This window comes from Rhabdothermincola salaria, from assembly GCF_021246445.1.
Lineage (GTDB): Bacteria > Actinomycetota > Acidimicrobiia > Acidimicrobiales > Acidimicrobilacustridaceae > Rhabdothermincola_A > Rhabdothermincola_A salaria.
This window is the reverse complement of record NZ_JAJQXW010000004.1, coordinates 193,488-212,066: the sequence shown is the minus strand read 5'-3', so window position 1 is coordinate 212,066 and position 18,579 is coordinate 193,488. Positions and strand designations below refer to the sequence as shown.

Genomic DNA, 18,579 nt, shown 5'->3' with positions numbered 1-18,579 from the left:
CCCGGCAGATCGGCCGCGGGTGCCTCGCCCCGCGAGCTCCGGCCCGGGGAACCTGGGCCCAGGCGCCTCACGGGATGGGGTCGCTCTCGGTGACGGTGACCGACTCGATGGTGATCGGCCGCGCCGGCCGCCCGTCGGCCGTTGCCGCGGCGTCGATGGCTGCCAGGGTGGCGGTGCCGTCGAGGAGGATGCCGAACGACGAGACGCCCTGGTCGATGGCGGGGGCGTTCTCGAAGGTGGCCACCAGGAACGCCCCCCTGTTGGGTCCGGCGGTGCCGGCGTCGCCGACCATGGCGATGGTGCCGGGCGTGAAGATCTGGCCCTGCGGGGGTGCCTCGTCGGGGATGGTGAAGCCGGCCGGGGGTCCGTCGCCGGCGAGCAGCCCGCCGGCCTCGAACCAGCCGCGCGGGGCGATAGCGGTGATCGGGGCATCGTCGTAGAAGCCGTAGCGGGCCAGGACCACGAAGGCGTTCACCGACTCCGGCGCCCGCTGCGGGTTGAGCTGGAAGGTGAGGGCCCCGGCATCGGTGGTCACCACCGCGGTGTGGAAGCGGGTCGGGTCGATGCACATCGGCGGGGGCTCGGCGAACGAGGTGGTGCGCACCGCGGAGCCGTCGACCGGGGGGCACGGCGTGGCCCCGGTGAGGGCCTCTCCCCTCGGCGCGCCCGTCGGCTCGATGCCCGTGGCCGGCACCTCCGTGGTGGTGGGGAGGGTGGTGGAGGTCGGGGCCGTCGAGTCCGTGGTGGTGGACGTGGAGGCGGCGATCACCCCGGCGACGGTGGACAGCACGAGGGCGCCGGCGATGATGATGGCGACGATGCGCTTCTTGCGCAGCGAGGCCCGCCGGCGCTGAGCGGTCGCCTCGGCGGCGGGTCGGCGGGAGGGGTCGTGGGTGCGTCGGGAGGTCGGGGCCATGGCGCCTCCGACGGTACCGCCCGTGACGTGGGGATTCGGGAGCGCCCTGCCGAGACCGGTAGCGTGGAGCGCCGTGGCTCTCCTGGTTCAGAAGTTCGGTGGCACGTCGGTGGCCGATCCCGAGCGCATGCGCGCCGTGGCCGACCACGTTGCTCGCACGGTCCGCAGGGGCAACCAGGTCGTGGTCGTCATCTCCGCCATGGGCAAGGAGACCGACGAGCTCCTGCGCCTGGCCCGTGAGGTGTCCGAAACCCGCCCGGGGCGGGAGATGGACATGTTGATCACCGCCGGCGAGCGCAAGGCCATGTCGCTGCTGTGCATGGCCATCGCCGACCGCGGCGTACCGGCGGAGTCCTTCACCGGCTCCCAGGCGGGGTTCCTCACCGACTCCACCCACATGGACGCCAAGATCGTCGACGTCCGGCCCGAACGGGTGCGAGAGGCGCTCGATCGGGGGTCGGTCGCCGTCGTCGGTGGGGCGCAGGGCATCTCGCCCGAGCGCAACATCACCTTCCTCGGCCGCGGCGGCTCCGACACCACCGCGGTGGCGCTGGCCCACGCCCTCGGCGCCGACGTCTGCGAGCTCTACACCGACGTGTCCGGCGTGTTCACCACCGATCCCCGGGTCGTCGACGACGCCCGCAAGCTCACCACCATCAGCTTCGACGAGCTGATGGAGATGACGGCCAACGGCTGTCCCAAGCCGGCCATGCGGTCCGTCGAGTACGCCCGCACCCACGGTGTCGACCTCCACGTGCGCTCCGCGTTCACGTGGGAGCCCGGCACGCGTGTCACCAAGGAGGACGACGACATGGAGCAGGCCATCGTCTCGGCGGTCGTGCACGACGCCTCGGACGCCAAGGTCACCATCGGTGGTGTGGAGGACCGCCCCGGCATCGCCGCCCGCGTCTTCCGGGCGTTGGCCGGCGAGCAGGTGAGCGTCGACCTCATCGTCCAGAACACCTCCGAGGCGGGCCGGACCGACATCTCCTTCACGGTGCCCGACGACGAGCTGGCCACGGCCATGGCCGTGTGCGAGCGCGAGGCGGCTGCCGTGGGCGCCGACGAGGTCACCGGCGATCCCGACATCGCCCGGATCAGCGTCATCGGGGCCGGCATGAAGACCCACCCCGGGGTGGCGGCCACCGTGTTCGAGACCCTCGCCGCCCACGACATCAACATCTTGATGATCGCCAGCTCGGCCATCCGCATCTCGGTCGTCGTGGCCGTCGAGCAGGCCGAGCAGGCCATCCAGGTCCTCCACGACGGCTTCCGCCTCGACGAGGGCCCCGCCTACATCGATTGAGCCCCGCCCGGCGGCCGGACGATGCCCCTGGCCGGAACCGGGGAGGGACCTCGTGGGCGCTCCCGGTAAGGTGGGAGCCCTATGCGCATCGGGATCGTGGGAGCCACCGGGCAGGTCGGCCGTGTCATGCGGTCGATCCTCGCCGAACGGCAGTTCCCTGTCACACAGCTTCGTTTGTTCGCCTCCGCCCGCTCGGCGGGCCGCCGCATCCCATGGGGTGACGGCGAGATCGAGGTCGAGGACGCGGCCGCCGCCGACTACTCCGGGCTCGACATCGTGCTCTTCTCGGCCGGCGGTTCCACGTCGAAGGAGATGGCCCCACGGGTCGCCGCCGCCGGCGCCGTGGTGATCGACAACTCGTCGGCCTGGCGCATGGACCCCGAGGTGCCCCTGGTGGTGCCCGAGGTGAACGCCTCCGCGCTCGACGTCATCCCCAAGAACATCGTGGCCAACCCCAACTGCACGACCATGGTGGCCATGCCGGTGCTCAAGCCCCTCGACACCGAGGCCGGCCTCCGCACGCTGGTGGTGAGCACCTACCAGGCCGTCTCGGGGGCGGGCCTGGCCGGCACCGCCGAGCTCGACGAGCAGATCCGCAAGGTCGGCGACGGTGCCACCGCGCTGGCCATGTCGGGCACCGCGGTCGACTACCCCGCCACCGACAAGTTCCCCGAGCCCATCGCCTACAACGTGGTCCCCTTCGCCGGCGGTCTGGTCGACGACGGCCTCGGCGAGACCGACGAGGAGCAGAAGCTCCGCAACGAGACCCGCAAGATCCTCGGGCTGCCCGATCTCGCCGTGGCCGCCACCTGCGTGCGGGTCCCGGTGTTCACGGGGCACTCGCTGTCGATCAGCGCCTCGTTCGCCCGACCGATCACCCCCGAGGACGCCCGCCGTCTGCTGTTCAAGGCCCCGGGCGTGGAGCTGGCCGACATCCCCACCCCGCTCAAGGCCGCTGGCGTGGATCCCACCTTCGTGGGCCGCATCCGGGTCGACCCGACCGTCGAGCACGGTCTGTCGCTGTTCCTCTCGGGCGACAACCTGCGCAAGGGCGCGGCCCTCAACGCGGTGCAGATCGCCGAAGAGCTGCTGGCCCGCCGCTGACCGGCCCCGCCCGCGCTCAGGGCGGCGGATCGAGGGTGTAGCGCACCATCGCCTCGTCGAGGCTGAGGCCCAGCTGGTTGGCCAACGAGGCCAGCCAGGCCAGCACGTCGCCCAGCTCGTGGAGCTGCTCCTCGGTGCTGCCCTTGCGCACGGCCTGGGCCAGCTCACCCATCTCCTCGCACAGCCAGGCCACCGTGGGGGCGAGGCCCCGGTCGCGGTCGGCCTCGCCGTAGAGGCGGTCCATCAGGGCCTGCAGCTCGATGAGGGTCACCGGGCCATGATGGCGGCCCCGTCGGGCCGGGTCGAACCGCCCCCCGTCGCGTCCGACGCCGCGTCCGACACCGCGTGGGATCCCGCATCGGACCGGGTGCCACCGCCGGTCGGAAGTCGGCGCGCGGTCCGACGTCGGAAAGGGAACCGCCCCGCACGAGGCGGGGCGGGTGGTCGGGCTGGCGGGATTCGAACCCACGACCTCTTCGTCCCGAACGAAGCGCGCTACCAAGCTGCGCCACAGCCCGAAGAAGGGACGAGCCTACCCGACGCTGCGGATGGCCCACGAATCCCGGAAGGGCCCTGCGGTCACCCGCGGAGGGTGAGATCGGCCGGCTGGCTGGAGACCGGGTCGATCTCCTCGAACCAGCTCTCGCCGGCCAGGAGGGTGGTGGCCGCCCGGCGGAGACGGAAGGCGTCGACCGGCTTCACCAGGTAGCCGTCGGCATCGTGGCGCCGGGCCAGGAAGGCGTCGTGGCCCCGGTCGAGCAGCATCAGCACCGCCGTGATCGGGATGCGATCGATGCCCTCGGCGTTGCGGATGGCCATGCAGGTGGCCATGCCGCCCATGTTGCCGATCTGCTGGTCGAGCACGACGAGATCGGGCGCGACCTCGTCGATGGCGCCCAGGACATCGATGCCGGCCCGCACCCGGTAGACGGTGGTGTCGGCGTCGCCCAAGGCGGCGTCGACCTCGTCGAAGATCCAGTCGGCATCGGTGGCGAGGAGCACGGTCGGCACGCTGCGAGAGGGTAGTCGGGCGCGGCTCGCCCACCCAACCGACCACCTCGCCCGACGGTGGTCCTGCCCCCGGCCCGCCGCTACCATCGGTCCTCCACCGGTCCTGGCGCCGGACGTCGTCGTGCGGAGGGTTGTTCGTTGCTGGAGATCACGGTGGAGCACACCGGGCAGTACACGCTGTGCCGCCCGGTGGGGGAGCTCGACGCCTACACCGTCGGCGCCTTCCGCGAGGCGCTGGCCGAGCTGGCCTCCAGCCCGCGGCTGCTGATCGACCTCTCCGACGTGCCGTTCATGGACTCCTCCGGCCTCGGTGCGCTGATCGGTGGCATCCGCCGGGCTCGCGAGGCCGACGGCGAGGTCACGGTGGCCTGCAGCCGCCCGACCCTCACCCGCTTGTTGCACACGACCGGCTTCGATCGCATCGTGGCGGTGGCCGACACCGTCGAGGCCGCCGAGGCCGCCCTGCTCGACCCCGTCGACTGACCAGGGTCGTCGGTGGTGGGGTCGCCTGCGCCGCAACTGCAGCCGCAGGCCGCTCAGCGATCCTCGGGGAAGAGGTGGCGGGCGATGCGGGCCAGGCCCTCGAGATCGTGGACGTCGGTGTCGAGGAACGGCACCTTGACGACCGGGGCCGGGGCCACTCGGGTCGAGAGGCCGTGGAGGTGGCCGTCCTCGCTGGCGGCCACGGTGGCGAACTCGGCCAGGTTGGCGTAGAGCTCACCGAGGTCGGAGCCGGCGTGGGTGGCCGCGCGCATCCTGAGGGTGTCGGCCGGGGCATCGGTGAAGTGGGGGTGGACCCGGTTCACGACGAGGGCCCGCACCGGGATGTCGGCCTCGTGCAGCTTCTCGGCGAAGAAGGTGGCCTCCTCGACCACGTCGCGGCGGGGGGCGGTCACCAGCACGAACGCCGTCTCGTCGTGGGTGAGCAGCTCGACCACGGCGTCGGCGCGCTCGCTGAAGCCGGCCTCCATGCCGTCGAAGGCGGTGAAGAACTCGATGGAGTCGGCCACCACGTCGCCGCCCACCACCTTGGACACGGTGCGCAGGAACGCCTGGGCGGCCACGTTCACGGCGCGGGCCAGCCCCCTGGTCGGGGTCATCAGCAGCTTGTAGAGGCGGTGGTCGAGGAACCGGGTGAGGCGACGGGGGGCCTCGAGGAAGTCGAGGGCGTTGCGGGTGGGCGGCGTGTCGACCACGACCACGTCGTAGCCGCCCTCGTGGTGCAGCTCGTAGAGCTTCTCCATCGCCATGTACTCCTGGGTGCCCGAGAGGGCGCCGGAGATGTTGCGATAGAAGCGGTTGGAGAGGATGGCCTGGGCCTGGTCGGGGTCGCCGGCGTGCTTGGCCACGAGGGCGTCGAAGGTGGACTTGGTGTCGAGCATCAGGGCCCACAGCTCGCCCGGCCAGGGGCCGTCGACCCGGGTGGCGGTGTCGGTGAGGCCGGCCAGCCCCATGGCGTTGGCCAACCGGCGGGCGGGGTCGATGGTGACGACGCATGCCCGCCGTCCTCGCCGGGCCGCCTCCATGGCCACCACCGCGGCCGTGGTGGTCTTGCCGACGCCGCCGGAGCCGGTGCACACCACGATGCGGTGGTGGTCGACCACGGCCCCGAGGCTCGGCAGGGCGCTCATCGCTCGGGGAGGGGGGTCAGGCCCTCGATCTGGGTGGAGAGGACGTCGGCGAGGGTGTCGACGTCGACCGGGCCCAGGTCGGTGGAGAAGAGGAACGGGAGGTGGAGCTGGGGCAGGGGGAGCGCGCCGGCGAGCCGTTCGATCTGCTCGGCCTGCAGCGCGGTGCGGGCTCGCCGGAAGCGCGCCGCCGCCGCGAGGGACTCGGCCTCACCGGCGTGGAGGGCCGCGCCGGCGGCGGCGGCGGCCTCGACCGGGTCGACGTCGAGGCCGCCACGGGTGGGGTAGAGGGCGTTGACCACCACCGGCCCGAGGCTCACGCCGACCTCGTCCTCGAGGCTGAAGGCCGTCTCGACGAGCTCGTTCACCGGCGTCTCCTCGGGCAGCGTCACCAGCACCACCTGGCACCGCTGCGGATCGGTGAGCATCTCCAGCACGTCGGCGGCCTGGGTGCGGATGGGGCCCATCCGCACGGCGTCGAGCAGCCCCCGGGCGGAGCGCAGGAAGGAGATGGCGTGGCCGGCCGCGGGGGCGTCGAGGACGACGAGGTCGGCGACCCCCTCGCGTTCGAGCTGCTTGACCTTGCCCAGCACGAGGATGTCCTTGATGCCGGGTGCGGCGGTGGCCACCACGTCGAGGGCACCCGAGGAGGTCAGCCGTCGGCTGATCCGGTGCATCCCGTGGTCGGCCAGGTACTCGAGGAGGGCGTCGTCGGGGGTCAGGGTGCGGGCCCGGACATCGGCGTCGCCGCCCGGTCCGCCACCGGGGGACAGCACCACCTCGTCGTAGCCGAAGCTCGGCCGGCCGAACAGCCTGGACAACCCGCTCTTGCCCTCGACCTCCACGACGAGGGTCGACAGACCGGCGCGGGCCGCGGTGCGGGCCAGGGCCGCGCTCACCGTGCTTTTGCCCACGCCCCCCTTCCCGGCCACGATGAGCAGGCGCGATGCTGCGAAGAACTGCGCAGGATCCACTCACACTCCTCGGAGGACCTTCGGTGCGCAGACTATCGGTGACCGGCGCCGTGGTGGCCATGCTGGGGGTCGTGCTCGCCCTGGTGGGCCCCGTCGGTGCGGCCGCGGCCCAGGACAGCGACGGGGGACCCACCACCGGCTCCGATGCCGGCTACGTCGCCGTCGTCAAGGTCAGCGGCCTGCTCGACCCCGTGATGGTGGACTTCGTGACCACCTCCATCGGCGAGGCCGAGGAGGAAGGGGCGGTGGCCCTCGTGCTGCAGGTGAACTCCACCGGCGTCGTCGTCGACGACAGCCGCATGGTGCAGCTGCTCGAACGCATGGGGTCGGCCTCGGTGCCCGTCGACGTGTGGGTCGGACCGTCGGGCTCCAACCTCACCGGCACCGCCGCCCAGCTGGTCGGCGCCGCCGGCGAGGTCGGCATGGCGCCGGGCACCCGTCTCGGCAACGCGGGGGTGCCGCTCACCGACACCCTCGACGAGCAGCGCCTGGCCCTCATCGCCGACCGCACCGTCAGCTCCCAGGAGGCGGCCGAGCTCGGGGTCACCACCGTCGAGGCCCCCACCATCGGCGACTTCCTCGTCAACCTGCCCGAGGTCGAGACCCGCGAGATCACCCAGGGCGACCAGACCCGACGCGAGCCCGTCACCCAGGTCCAGTTCGGTCAGCTCTCGCTCGTCGACCAGATGATGCACACCGTCGCCAGCCCGGCGGTCGCCTACCTGCTGATCACCGTGGGCCTGGCCCTCATGATCTTCGAGCTCTTCACCGCCGGCGTCGGTGTGGCCGGCGTGGTCGGGGCGGGGTCCTTCGTCCTGGCCTGCTACGGCCTGGCCATCCTGCCCGTGCGGTGGTGGGCCCTGGCGCTGCTGGTGGCGTCCATGCTGGCCTTCGCGGTCGACGTCCAGACGGGCGTCCCCCGCTTCTGGACCGGCGCCGGCGTGGTGATGTTCGCGGTGTCGTCGATCTTCCTGTTCGACGGCCTGTCGCTGTCGTGGATCACCCTGGTGGTGGGCATCGTCGGCGTCGTGCTGGCGTTCGTCGGCGGCATGCCGTCGATGGTGCGCACCCGGTTCTCGACGCCGACCATCGGCCGTGAGTGGATGATCGGCGAGATGGGACGGGCCGTCTCGAGCGTCGATCCCGACGGGGTGGTGCAGATCCGCGAGGCCCTGTGGCGGGCGTCCACCAACCGGGCCACGCCGATCGAGGAGCTCGATCGGGTGCGCGTGGTGGGGATCGACGGGCTCGTGCTCGAGGTCGAACCCGAAGAGGGCGCGGCCCGCGACTACCGCGAACGTCGGCCCAAGGGCGCCTCCGGTGAAGCGGGTGACGCTCCGGCCGAGTGACATCCGTCGCAAAAATCCCTTGTTCTGCCCCAGGACCGGCGGTAAGTTCGCCAACCGGGAAAGGGGGTCAGGACGAGTGAGTGCGCAGCGCAGCGACGATTCCTGGCAGCTCAAGGCGGCGTGTCGAGGACCGCAGGCGGCGGTCTTCTTCCCTCCTCCGCAGTTCGAGCGCAAGGACGACAAGATCTTCCGTGAGAGCCGAGCCAAGGAGATCTGCACCTCCTGCTCGGTGAAGTCGGAGTGCCTCGACTACGCCATCTCGATCCGTGAGCCCCACGGCATCTGGGGCGGCCTCAACGAACTGGAGCGCAAGCAGCTGCTCACTCAACGAGCAGGCTGACGCTCGAGCCCTGCGATCCACCCGTTCGGGGGGACGGGTGGATCGCTGTGTACCCGACGCCGGAGTGCGGACTCACGTCCGCCCCGGCGTCGGGGCATTTTTGTGGTCGGGTGGCGCGGGGTCGAGGCGTCACCGCCCGACGGCCAAGCGGGGTCCGGCGATGCGGTGATCGCCCCGCCGTCGGGTCCGGCCGGTCTCGTCGAAGTGGGTGAGCAGCGGGATCACGTACTTGCGGGAGGTTCCCAGGGCCTCGCGCACCTCGGCCACGGTGACGCCTTCGGGTCGGGTGGCCAACAGGTCGGCCACCCGGGCGGCCGCAGTCTCGATCGCCGACGCCGCGAACCACACGGAACCGGTGCGCACCACCAGCCCGGCCCGGGTGAGGGCCTGGAGGTCAGAGGGCTCGACGCCGTCGGGTGGAGGCGGCGCGAAGGGTTCGGCCTCGACGGCGGCCAACCACGGGTGATCGGCGAAGGGCTCGGCGTGATCCTCCGCCGCGACGCGGGCCCGCCCTGCGTCACGGACCACGTCGTCGAGGGTGTCGAGCACCGCCCGGCGCCGTTCGTCCATCGGGGCCAGGTCGAGACCGTGGGGACCGGCGGCGGCCACCGCCCCGCGCAGCTCCTCGCGGGTGCGGGCCAGCTCGGCGGGGTCGACGGTCCAACGTCCCACGTCGGGGGCGCGGTGCACGCCGGTGAGCCGTTCGAGGTGCTCGACCTCGACCCACCCCCGTTCGGCGACGACCCGATCGATGCTGCGGTCGGGGCGGGCGTGCGACGCCGGCCGGACGGGGTCGACGTCGAGCACCTCCCCGCCGCCCACGGTCTCGCCTCGTCCGGCGTCGCGCAGCACGAACCGATCGCCGGGCACCAGGGGGAGGGGGCGGGGTAGGTGGACGCGGACGGGGGCGGTGGCGCCGGGCTCGATGGCATCGTCGCCCAGCACCCGGAGGCGCACGGGGAGCTCGCCGCTGCCCAGGTGGAGCAGATGGGCCCCTCGCCGGGAGACGGGATGGCCGAGCGTGGGCAGGGTGGTGAGCAGGGCATCCACCGTGGTCGTGGTGTGCCACCCGTCCTGGGTCACCAGGGCATCCCCGCGGCCCACGTCGCCATGGTCGATCCCGCTGAGGTTGACCGCCACCCGGGTACCGGGTCCGATGCGGTCGACGTCGACGTGGAGGGACTGCAGGCGGCGGATCCGCGCCGGGCGGCGGGACGGCAGGACCACCACCTCGTCGTCGACCGCCAGGGCGCCGTGCCCGAGCGTGCCGGTGACCACCGTGCCCGCCCCCTTCGGCGCGAAGCTGCGGTCGACCCACAGACGGGGCCGGCCCCGGTCGGGGGCCGGTGGGGTGGCCCTCACCAGCCGGTCGAGCGCGGCGGTGAGCGCGGGGAGCCCGGTCCCGTGGACGGCATCGACGGGGACGACCTCGGCGTCGGCGAGGAAGGTCCCGGCCACCCGCTCGGCCAGCTCGAGGACCGCCAGCTCGGCGGTGTCGTCGTCGACCAGCCCGACCTTGGTGAGGGCGACGAGGCCGTGCTCCACGCCGAGGAGGTCGAGGATCCGGAGGTGCTCCTCGCTCTGGGGTTTCCACCCCTCGGTGGCCGCCACGACGAAGACGCACGCCTGCACCGCCCCCACCCCGGCCAGCATGTTCTTCAGGAACCGGGTGTGCCCGGGGACGTCGACGAAGGCGACGGTCGCACCGGAGGGCAGCCGGGCGGAGGCGAACCCGAGGTCGATGGTGAGGCCGCGGGCCTTCTCCTCGGCCCAGCGGTCGGGGTCGGTGCCGGTGAGGGCCTGCACCAACGTCGACTTGCCGTGGTCGACGTGCCCGGCGGTGGCCACCACCCGCACCACGGCACCGTCGGTCACGAGCCGCCCGGATCGGCCAGGGCGCGAGCCAGCGCGTCGACGAGGGCCTCGTCGTGGGCCGGGTCGACGGTGCGCAGGTCGCACACCGTGCGTCCGTCCTCCACCCGCGCCACGATCGGGGGTCGGCCCGATCGGAGGATCGTTCGCCGGTCGCCGGGCACGGCCACCCCGACCGACGGGATCTCGATCCCCGGGAGGGTGCCCCCACCGGTCACCGAGGCGCACCGGACCACCTCGGCAGCTCGATCCGTCGTGGGGGCGGGGGCTGCGGTCGCCAGCGAGTCGACGATGGTCTGGGCCCGACGCTGCAGGGTGTCGGTGTCCAGGGTGGCCATCCGCCAGAAGGGGAGGGCGCCCGCGTCGCGGCGCAGGTAGGCCAGGGCCACCTCCTGGAGGGCGCCGAGCACCAGGCCTCCGGGGCGCAGGGCCCGGGCCAGGGGGTGGGCCGCGCAGCGGGCCACGAGCTCCGGGGACCCGGCGATGACGCCGGCCTGAGGTCCCCCGAGGAGCTTGTCGCCGGAGATCACGACGAGGTCGGCGCCGGCGGCGAGGGTCTGGCGCACGGCGGGCTCGGAGCGCAGCCACGCCGGTGGGCCGTCGGCCAGCCACGGGCAGGCGGCGTCGAGCAGGCCCGAACCGAGGTCGACCACCACGGGCGGCCCGACCGCGGCCAGCTCGGCCACCCCGACCGCCTCGGTGAACCCGGTGATGCGGTAGTTGCTCTGGTGCACCTTGAGCAGGACGGCCACGTCGGCCTGGGGTGCGTCGACCGCCGCTCGCACGTCGGCCAGGCGGGTGCGGTTGGTGGTCCCCACCTCGACCAGTCGGCAGCCGGACGTGGCCATGACCTCGGGGATGCGGAACCCGCCGCCGATCTCGACGAGCTCGCCGCGCGAGACCACCACGTCGCGGTCGCGGGCGAGGGCGGCCAGCGCCAACAAGACCGCGGCCGCCCCGTTGTTCACCACGATGGCGGCCTGCGCCCCGCAGGCGGTCGCCAGCAGGGCGCCGACGTGGTCGTGGCGGGAACCCCGCTCGCCGGAGGTGAGGTCCAACTCGAGGTTCGTGTAGCCCTCCGGCTGGGTGTGGCCCAGCGGGGCCCGGCCCATGTTGGTGTGCAGCAGCACGCCGGTGGCGTTGACGACCGGTCGCAGGAGACGTCGGGAGCGTTCGTCGGCCCGGGCGGCGGCCGACGCCGCGTCGCCGGCGGCCACCGCCTCGCGGGCCACCTCGACGAGGACCGGGTGCGGCAACCCGGTGCCGGCCAGCGAGCGGGCCAGGGCGTCGATCGAGGGGGGCCGGCCGGGCTCGCCGACCGTCGTGGCGGGGCGGCCCCCGGTCCCATCGGGACCGCCGCCGACGGGCGGGTGCCGGTCGGCGCGGGGTTCGGCGGGATCGTCCACGGCGCCGAGGATAGGGGCCGCCGCCCGGGGAGAACGGGGGTCGGCCGGTAGGATGGGACGCCATGGTCGGCCTGCTCTTCGTGCTCTTCGTGGTCGTCCCGCTCGTCGAGCTGTACGTCATCGTGGCCGTGGCGTCCGAGATCGGGGCCCTGCCCACCATCGCCTTGTTGCTGGTCATCAGCTTCGCCGGGGCCTGGCTGGTGCGGCGCGAGGGGATCGGCGTGCTGCGCCGCACCCAGGCCACCCTGCAGTCCGGCGATCTGCCCGCTCGCGAGATGGTCGACGGCGCCCTGCTCCTCGCCGCCGGATCCATGTTGGTGGTCCCCGGCTTCGTGACCGACGCGCTCGGGCTGCTGCTCGTCGTGCCCCCCGTGCGAGCGTTGCTGCGCAACCGGCTCATCCGGCGCTGGGAGCGCCGGTCGGGCCTCGCCGCCGGCGGCCTGGCCGGGCGGGGTCGTATCGTCGACGTCGAGTTCGTGGGCGACGTCACCCCCACCGACCGTCCCTCCGACGACGGCCCGCCGCCGCTCGGTGGTGGCCGATGAGCCTCACTGCGAACCGTGTCGACGTCGCCTCGGTGCCGGTGCGCGACGCCTCCACCCTCATGCTGGTGCGCGACGCCGACGCCGGGCTCGAGGTCTGCATGCTGCGTCGCAACCTCCGGTCCGACTTCGTCGGTGGGGCCTACGTCTTCCCCGGCGGTGGGGTCGACGACCACGACCGCCGCCCCGAGGTGGGTGCGGTGTGCTGCGGTCTCGACGATGCTGCGGCCTCGACCCGCGTCGGCGTGGCCCAGGGTGGGCTGGCGTTCTGGGTGGCCGCCCTGCGCGAGAGCTTCGAGGAGGCCGGCGTGCTCCTGGCCCGCCGACGAGGCCAGCGTGAGCTGCTGCGCTTCGACGAGCCCGATGTCGAGGCCAGGTTCGCCACCCACCGCCTCACCGTCGACCGCGGCGAACGTCGTCTCGTCGAGATCTGCCACGAAGAGGGGGTCGATCTGGCGGTCGACGACCTGCGCTACGTGAGCCGGTGGATCACGCCCGTAGGGGCTCCTCGCCGCTACGACACCCGCTTCTTCGTCGCTCGGGCCCCCGACCACCAGGTGGCCCTGCACGACGACCGAGAGGTCATCGCCAACGTCTGGGTGCGTCCCGCCGACGCCCTGGCCCGTCACCGCGCCGGTGAGATGGAGATGATCTTCCCCACCCTGCGCAGCCTGGAGTGGCTCGAAGCGCACCCCACCGCGGCCGACGCGTTGGCCGCCGCCGACGCCATCACCGAGATCTCCGCCATCCTGCCCCGGTTCACCACCGCGCCCGATGGCGAGCTGCGACTCCTGGTCCCGGGCGACCACGGCTACGAAGACGTGGGACCGGCCGGGGGCTCGCCGCGGGTCGGCGTCGACGACATGGCGCTGATGGCTCGCCGCCGGGCACAACGCTCCGCGAGCGACGAGAGGGAGTCGAGCTGACATGGCCGATGCCGTCGACGAGGCCGACGAGGCCCCCGGACCGCCACCGATCGTGCCGGGCGTGGCCCGCGCCCTGTCCCCCCTGGTCCGTCGCATCGTGGCCGCCAACGCCGGGATGATGACGGGCCCCGGCACCAACACCTATCTGGTGGGCATCGACGAGATCGCGGTCATCGACCCCGGACCCGACGACGCCGACCACCTCGAGGCCATCGCCGGCTGCGGCGGTGACCGCATCCGGTGGATCCTGTGCACCCACACCCACCCGGACCACGCTCCCGGTGCGGCGGCGTTGGCCGCGCATACCGGTGCCGAGATCCTGGCCTACGGCAGCCGCGACGGCCTCAAGGTCGACCGGCGCATCGCTCACGGGTACCGCCTCGAGGCGACCGAGTTCCGGCTCACCGCCCACCACACCCCCGGTCACGCCTCCAACCACCTCTGCTACATGCTGGAGGAGGAGCGGATGCTCTTCACCGGCGACCACGTGATGGAGGGATCGACGGTCGTCATCAAGCCGCCGGACGGCGACATGGCCGCCTACCTCGAGTCGCTGGAGAAGGTGAAGGCCCTGCGCCTCAAGTCCATCGCCCCGGGCCACGGGCACCTCATCGAGGATCCGAAGCCCGCGCTGCAGTGGTACATCGACCATCGGGTGGAGCGCGAGCAGATGGTGCTCGACGCGCTCCGGGCCCGAGGCACGGCCAAGATCGACGTGCTGGTGCCCGACATCTACACCGACGTGGACCCCGAGCGGTACGCCGTGGCGCGCTACTCGGTGCACGCTCACCTGCTGAAGCTGGCTTCCGAGGGCGTCGTCACCGGACGCACCCTCACCGGGAAGTGGTCCATCGCCTGACCGATCTGCGGGCCCCGAGCGACGTCCGTGCACTCAGCGCCGGGTGGCGTCGGGGCGCAGGTCGCTGAAGCGGTCGATCCGGCGCAGGGCGGGGAAGGCCACCATCCAGATGCCGACGACGGCGAGGGTGGCGGTGCCGCCCGACACCACGGCGACGGTCGTGCCGAGCAGGGCGGCCACGACGCCGGACTCGAACGCGCCGAGTTCGTTGGAGGCACCGACGAACACCCCCTCGACGGCGAGCACCCGGCCGCGAGCAGCCGCCGGGGTCACCAGCGGCACGATCGTGGAGCGGATGTAGACGCTCACGGCGTCGGCGGCGCTCAGCACGAGCATGGCGGCGAAGGCCACGGCGAAGCTGCGGGTGAGGCCGAGGACGATGGTGCCCACCCCGAACAACGCCACCATGGCGAACAAGGTGGTGCCGACCCGACGCTGCACCGGGCGGACCGTCAGCCAGAGGGTCGTGGCCGCCGCCCCGATGCCGCCGGCGGCGCGCAGCCAGCCCACCCCGCTGGCGTCGACCCCGAGCCGGTCGCGGGCGATCGCCGGCAGCAGCGCGACGGCGCCGCCGAAGAGCACGGCGAACAGGTCGAGCGAGATGGCGCCGAGCAGCACCGGATGACGGCGGATGACCACCAGGCCCTCGACGGCCTGGCGCAGGCGGGCCCGGGGCTCGGTGGCCACCGTGGGGCCCGCGGTCCCCTCGTCGTGGCCGGCCATGACGCCCTCGGCGGAGGCTTCGCCGAGCACGTCGAGCGCCTCGGCCGGGCGGGCCTCGTCGGCCAGGTCGACCAGTCCGCCGGCGGGCGAGTCCTCGATGGAAGGGCTCGCGGCCGCGTCGCCGTGATCGATCTCGCGGGTGTGGTCGGTCGGGTGGGTGAAGGCCACGGCGACGGCCCCCACCCCGGCCATGACCATGCAGGCCACGAAGGGCCACGACGGCCCCACCGTGTAGAGCACCCCGGCGATGACCGGACCGCCGATGAGCGCCACCTGCCAGGTGGCGGCGTTGAAGGCGACGAGACGGGGCAGGCCACCCGGCGGTGCGTTGTCGGCCGTGAGCGAGCGGGTGGCCGGCGCCAGGAACGCCCGAGCCACGCCGAACACCACGACGACGGCGAAGATCGGGGTCGCCGAGCGGTTGCCGGACTGGACGAGGGCGACCAGGGCGGCCGAGCAGGCGACCTCGCCCACCAGCCCGCCCACGATGACGTGGCGGCGGTCCAGGCGGTCGGCCACCGCGCCGGTGACGAGGACGAGGACGATGGCGGGGAGGAACTCGGCCAGGCCCAACAGGCCCAGGTCCAGCTCTCGTCCGGTGAGGTCGTAGACGAGGATCCCGAGGGCGGTGACCTGGGTGACCGCCGCCGCGGTGGCCCCCAGGGTGGTGACGAGCGCGGCGACCACCTGACGGTCGCGGAACAGGTCACGGGCGGTGACGGTCACGTCAGCAGGCCGACGGCCGCACGCCGGTCGATCGTCGCTGGGGTGTCGGGGTGGTGCTCGGCACCGCGAGGCTCAGGCCAGGACGCGGAACTGCAGCTCGTCGTCGACCGTGCGACGCTCGGCGCGGCCGGCCAGGCGGAGGTGCTCGAGGTGGGCGTGGGTCTCGCTGTCGGCCATCTGGCCCCGGCTCCGCGGGGAGAACAGCTCCTCGGACCAGCGGGTGACACCGGCGAACCCGACCTCGTCGGCCGCATCGGCCAGCTGGGCGAGGCGCCGGGCGTGGTGGTCCTTGATGGCCTGGCAGCGGCCCGCCAGGTCCGAGAAGGGGTGCCCGTGGGCGGGGAGGACCTGGGTGATGCCCTCGAGGGCGGCGACCTTGTCGAGGTTCTCGAGGTACGACGCCAGCGGATCGCCCCCGAACAGGCCCCCGATGTGAGGGGTGATGGTGGGCAGCACGTGGTCGCCGGACAGCACGATGCCGTCCTCGGGCGACCACATGCACAGGTGGTCGTGGGTGTGGCCGGGCGTGGTGAGCGCCACCCAGTCGCGATCGCCCATGCGCACGACCGCTCGGTCGTCGACGGCGATCGTGGGACGGGGGACCTTCATCCAGGCCACCTCGTCCAGTCGACCCTCGGCGATGGCGGTGCGGACCCGGTCGCGGAAGCCGGCCAGGCCGGGGAAGGAGGCCTCGAGCTCGCGGCGGGCCTCCTCGTCGAGGTCCTCCTCGGCGGCCAGCAGGGTGATCGCCTCGCCCTCGTCGGCCGGGTCGCGGGGTTCGAGCGGCGTCTCGTCGAGGTCGAGCAGGTCGGCCCAGCGCCGGAACATGGTCGAGGTGAGCACATCGGAGCCCGCCTCCTCGACCAGGCGGTGGGCACCCCCGAAGTGGTCGGGGTGGGAGTGGGTCACGTAGACGGTGTGGACGCGGGCGAGGGGGATGCCGGCCGCCGCCAGGCGGTCGAGCAGGGCCGCCCACGACTCCTCGGAGGGCAGGCCGGGATCGACGAGGGTCACCCCGCGGCCGTCCTCGATGGCGTAGGTGTTGACGTGACCGAGACCGGTGAAGTTGGTGGGCAGCTGCAGGCGCAGGATGCCCCGCCCGACCTCGGTGATCTCCGTGGAGGCCTCTTCCTGCTCCTGCTTGGGAACTCGGACGGCCGAGGGATCGTGGGCATGCGGATCGGTCACGCCGATCGACCCTATCGGCCCTGCTCCGCTCGCCTTCTCGCAATCCGGTCGGGAACGCTCTCGCGAACCCGTCAGGAGAGTTCTCGCAAAACCGGTCAGGAAAGGGCGTCACCTGTTGGCGCCCTTCCCTGACCGGTTGGTGTCGCGAGGGATGGGGCAGGCGTACCCGCGGGCACCGGGCACTAGATTCGTCGGGTGCTCGCCTGGATGGACCTCGAGATGACCGGGCTCGACCCGGCCCGCCACCGCATCGTCGAGATCGCGACGTTGCTCACCGACGACGACCTCACGATCGTCGCCGAAGGACCGGACCTGGTCGTCCACCAGCCGCCGGACGCCTTGGCCGAGATGGACGACGTGGTCGTGGCCATGCACACCAAGAGCGGGCTGCTGCCCGCCATCGCGGCCTCCACCGTCACCCTCGAGGACGCCGGCGCCGCCACGCTCGAGTTCCTGCGCGAGCACATCGGCGACGCCCGCTCCGTGCCCTTGTGCGGCAACAGCATCGGCACCGACCGTCGGTTCCTGGCCACCTACCTGCCCGAGGTCGAGGAGTTCCTGCACTACCGGTCGGTCGACGTCTCCAGCGTGAAGGAGCTGTTGAAGCGCTGGAACCCGGTGCTGCTCGAGGGCGCACCCCGCAAGGCCGAGGGCCACCGCGCCCTCGACGACATCCGCGAGAGCGTGGCCGAGCTGGCCTACTACCGCGACCACTTCTTCCGCCTGGACGGCTCCGCCTGACCCGAGGCACGCGGGCCCGTAGCATCGGCGCCGTGCTCGAGCTCCCCGTCGTCCGCCTCGACCCGGACCTGCCGCTGCCGGCCTACGCCACGCCCGGCGACGCCGGCCTCGACCTCTGCGCTCGCCACGACGCCGTGCTGGCCGCCGGGGGAGGCCGGGCCCTCGTGCCCACCGGCGTCAGCGTGGCCATCCCCGAGGGCCACGCCGGGTTCGTGCAGCCCCGCAGCGGCCTGGCGCTGCGCCACGGCGTCACCTGCCTCAACACCCCGGGCCTGATCGACAGCGGCTACCGAGGCGAGCTGAAGGTGCTGTTGGTGAACACCGACCCCGACGAGGCGTTCACCGTCCGGCGGGGCGAGCGCATCGCCCAACTGGTCGTCCAGCGGGTGGAGCACGTGGCCCTCGTGGAGGTGGCCGACCTCGACCAGCTCGGAGCCTCGGCTCGGGGCGAGGGCGGCTTCGGCCACACCGGCCGCTGACCGGTCGGGGACCTCAGTCGTCGAGGCCCAGGCGCACGATGCCGTCGTGGCGGGTCACCGACGAGGTGACGCGGGGCGGCACCAGCTCGGCGAACCGGGACAGCGGGTCGTCGTCGTCCGTGACGTCGTCGCTGCTCGGTGCGCCCGTCGGGGGCGGGTCGAGCCGCAGCTCGACCTGGAGGTCGGGGACGCGTGCGGTGAGGGTCATGACCACCGTGACGGGCGGACCGTCGGTCGGTGCCGTCGCCGGCCCCGGGAGGTCGCGTAGCAACAGCACGAGGGCCTCGTCGACCGCGATGCGCAGGTCCTCGACCACGCCCACGTCGAACCCGAGGCGGACGGCCAACGACGAGACCGCGACCCGGGCCACCCGGGCGAAGCGGGAGTCGGCGGGCATCTCGAGGCGGATCTGGTCGTCACCGAGGGCACGGGGGTCCGCCGCGGTGTCCGGCTGGCCGTGGTCCCCGAGGCTCATCGGCCCACTCTTCC

20 protein-coding genes and 1 tRNA gene are annotated in these 18,579 nt (G+C 73.0%); 10 read left to right on the top strand and 11 right to left on the bottom strand.

Annotated features, from left to right (window positions below; all coding sequences use genetic code 11):
• Positions 1-67: 67 nt before the first annotated feature.
• Positions 68-916, bottom strand: a complete 849-nt coding sequence (locus LUW87_RS16245) for a peptidylprolyl isomerase (protein WP_232672253.1) — start codon at positions 914-916, stop codon at positions 68-70.
• Positions 917-989: 73 nt separating this feature from the next.
• On the opposite strand from LUW87_RS16245, the gene LUW87_RS16240 reads away from it, so the two are divergent.
• Together LUW87_RS16240 and LUW87_RS16235 are read left to right on the top strand one after the other, a co-directional pair.
• Complete coding sequence (locus LUW87_RS16240; protein WP_232672252.1) at positions 990-2,222, top strand: aspartate kinase; 1,233 nt, start codon at positions 990-992, stop codon at positions 2,220-2,222.
• Positions 2,223-2,303: 81 nt separating this feature from the next.
• Positions 2,304-3,326, top strand: coding sequence for an aspartate-semialdehyde dehydrogenase (locus tag LUW87_RS16235; protein WP_232672251.1), 1,023 nt, complete (start codon positions 2,304-2,306; stop codon positions 3,324-3,326).
• A 16-nt stretch (positions 3,327-3,342) separates the two neighbouring features.
• On the opposite strand, the gene LUW87_RS18545 is transcribed toward LUW87_RS16235, so the two are convergent.
• The 3 genes from LUW87_RS18545 to LUW87_RS16220 all read right to left on the bottom strand — a co-directional run bounded on the left by LUW87_RS18545 (position 3,343) and on the right by LUW87_RS16220 (position 4,337).
• Entirely contained in the window at positions 3,343-3,597 is a 255-nt protein-coding gene (locus LUW87_RS18545; protein WP_232672250.1) for a MazG nucleotide pyrophosphohydrolase domain-containing protein, read from the bottom strand.
• A 170-nt stretch (positions 3,598-3,767) separates the two neighbouring features.
• Positions 3,768-3,844, bottom strand: a tRNA-Pro gene (locus tag LUW87_RS16225).
• Positions 3,845-3,905: 61 nt separating this feature from the next.
• Complete coding sequence (locus LUW87_RS16220; protein ID WP_232672249.1) at positions 3,906-4,337, bottom strand: response regulator; 432 nt, start codon at positions 4,335-4,337, stop codon at positions 3,906-3,908.
• A gap of 138 nt (positions 4,338-4,475) precedes the next feature.
• On the opposite strand from LUW87_RS16220, the gene LUW87_RS16215 reads away from it, so the two are divergent.
• Entirely contained in the window at positions 4,476-4,820 is a 345-nt protein-coding gene (locus LUW87_RS16215) for an STAS domain-containing protein (RefSeq protein WP_232672248.1), read from the top strand.
• A 53-nt stretch (positions 4,821-4,873) separates the two neighbouring features.
• Here the strand turns inward: LUW87_RS16215 and LUW87_RS16210 are convergent, their stop codons facing one another.
• Both LUW87_RS16210 and LUW87_RS16205 read right to left on the bottom strand, forming a co-directional pair.
• Positions 4,874-5,968 (bottom strand): ArsA family ATPase, encoded by a 1,095-nt coding sequence (locus LUW87_RS16210; protein ID WP_232672247.1) that lies wholly within the window; start codon positions 5,966-5,968, stop codon positions 4,874-4,876.
• Entirely contained in the window at positions 5,965-6,939 is a 975-nt protein-coding gene (locus LUW87_RS16205) for an ArsA family ATPase (RefSeq protein ID WP_232672246.1), read from the bottom strand. Before LUW87_RS16205 ends, LUW87_RS16210 begins: the two co-directional genes overlap by 4 nt.
• Before the next feature lie 23 nt (positions 6,940-6,962).
• On the opposite strand from LUW87_RS16205, the gene LUW87_RS19390 reads away from it, so the two are divergent.
• Positions 6,963-8,288 carry an NfeD family protein gene (locus tag LUW87_RS19390; protein WP_232672245.1) on the top strand — a complete coding sequence of 442 codons (1,326 nt, stop codon included), beginning with the start codon at positions 6,963-6,965 and terminating at the stop codon, positions 8,286-8,288.
• A 76-nt stretch (positions 8,289-8,364) separates the two neighbouring features.
• Entirely contained in the window at positions 8,365-8,628 is a 264-nt protein-coding gene (locus LUW87_RS16195; protein WP_232672244.1) for a WhiB family transcriptional regulator, read from the top strand.
• Positions 8,629-8,757: 129 nt separating this feature from the next.
• Here LUW87_RS16195 and selB read toward each other — a convergent pair whose 3' ends face one another.
• Together selB and selA are read right to left on the bottom strand one after the other, a co-directional pair.
• On the bottom strand, positions 8,758-10,503 hold the full coding sequence (gene selB / locus LUW87_RS19385; RefSeq protein ID WP_232672243.1) for a selenocysteine-specific translation elongation factor: 1,746 nt from the start codon (positions 10,501-10,503) through the stop codon (positions 8,758-8,760).
• Complete coding sequence (selA, locus tag LUW87_RS16185; RefSeq protein ID WP_232672242.1) at positions 10,500-11,906, bottom strand: L-seryl-tRNA(Sec) selenium transferase; 1,407 nt, start codon at positions 11,904-11,906, stop codon at positions 10,500-10,502. The genes selB and selA overlap by 4 nt, the downstream gene beginning before the upstream one ends.
• A 62-nt stretch (positions 11,907-11,968) precedes the next feature.
• Here selA and LUW87_RS16180 point away from each other — a divergent pair, with 62 nt between their 5' ends.
• Genes LUW87_RS16180 through LUW87_RS16170 form a run of 3 tightly spaced genes read left to right on the top strand, consistent with a single transcriptional unit; the run spans position 11,969 to position 14,233 of the window.
• Positions 11,969-12,451 (top strand): FxsA family protein, encoded by a 483-nt coding sequence (locus tag LUW87_RS16180; protein ID WP_232672241.1) that lies wholly within the window; start codon positions 11,969-11,971, stop codon positions 12,449-12,451.
• A complete protein-coding gene (locus LUW87_RS16175) occupies positions 12,448-13,374 on the top strand; it encodes an NUDIX hydrolase (RefSeq protein ID WP_232672240.1) in 927 nt (308 codons plus the stop codon). Before LUW87_RS16180 ends, LUW87_RS16175 begins: the two co-directional genes overlap by 4 nt.
• A 1-nt stretch (position 13,375) precedes the next feature.
• A complete protein-coding gene (locus LUW87_RS16170) occupies positions 13,376-14,233 on the top strand; it encodes an MBL fold metallo-hydrolase (RefSeq protein ID WP_232672239.1) in 858 nt (285 codons plus the stop codon).
• A gap of 33 nt (positions 14,234-14,266) precedes the next feature.
• Here the strand turns inward: LUW87_RS16170 and LUW87_RS16165 are convergent, their stop codons facing one another.
• Both LUW87_RS16165 and LUW87_RS16160 read right to left on the bottom strand, forming a co-directional pair.
• Entirely contained in the window at positions 14,267-15,682 is a 1,416-nt protein-coding gene (locus LUW87_RS16165; protein WP_232672238.1) for an MFS transporter, read from the bottom strand.
• A gap of 72 nt (positions 15,683-15,754) precedes the next feature.
• A complete protein-coding gene (locus LUW87_RS16160; RefSeq protein WP_232672237.1) occupies positions 15,755-16,870 on the bottom strand; it encodes an MBL fold metallo-hydrolase in 1,116 nt (371 codons plus the stop codon).
• 195 nt (positions 16,871-17,065) lie between these two features.
• Between LUW87_RS16160 and orn the strand changes: the two genes are divergently transcribed.
• Both orn and dut read left to right on the top strand, forming a co-directional pair.
• Complete coding sequence (orn, locus tag LUW87_RS16155; RefSeq protein ID WP_232672236.1) at positions 17,066-17,611, top strand: oligoribonuclease; 546 nt, start codon at positions 17,066-17,068, stop codon at positions 17,609-17,611.
• A gap of 32 nt (positions 17,612-17,643) precedes the next feature.
• Positions 17,644-18,090, top strand: coding sequence for a dUTP diphosphatase (gene dut / locus LUW87_RS16150; RefSeq protein ID WP_232672235.1), 447 nt, complete (start codon positions 17,644-17,646; stop codon positions 18,088-18,090).
• A gap of 13 nt (positions 18,091-18,103) precedes the next feature.
• Here dut and LUW87_RS16145 read toward each other — a convergent pair whose 3' ends face one another.
• Entirely contained in the window at positions 18,104-18,565 is a 462-nt protein-coding gene (locus LUW87_RS16145; RefSeq protein WP_232672234.1) for an ATP-binding protein, read from the bottom strand.
• Positions 18,566-18,579 lie beyond the last annotated feature (14 nt).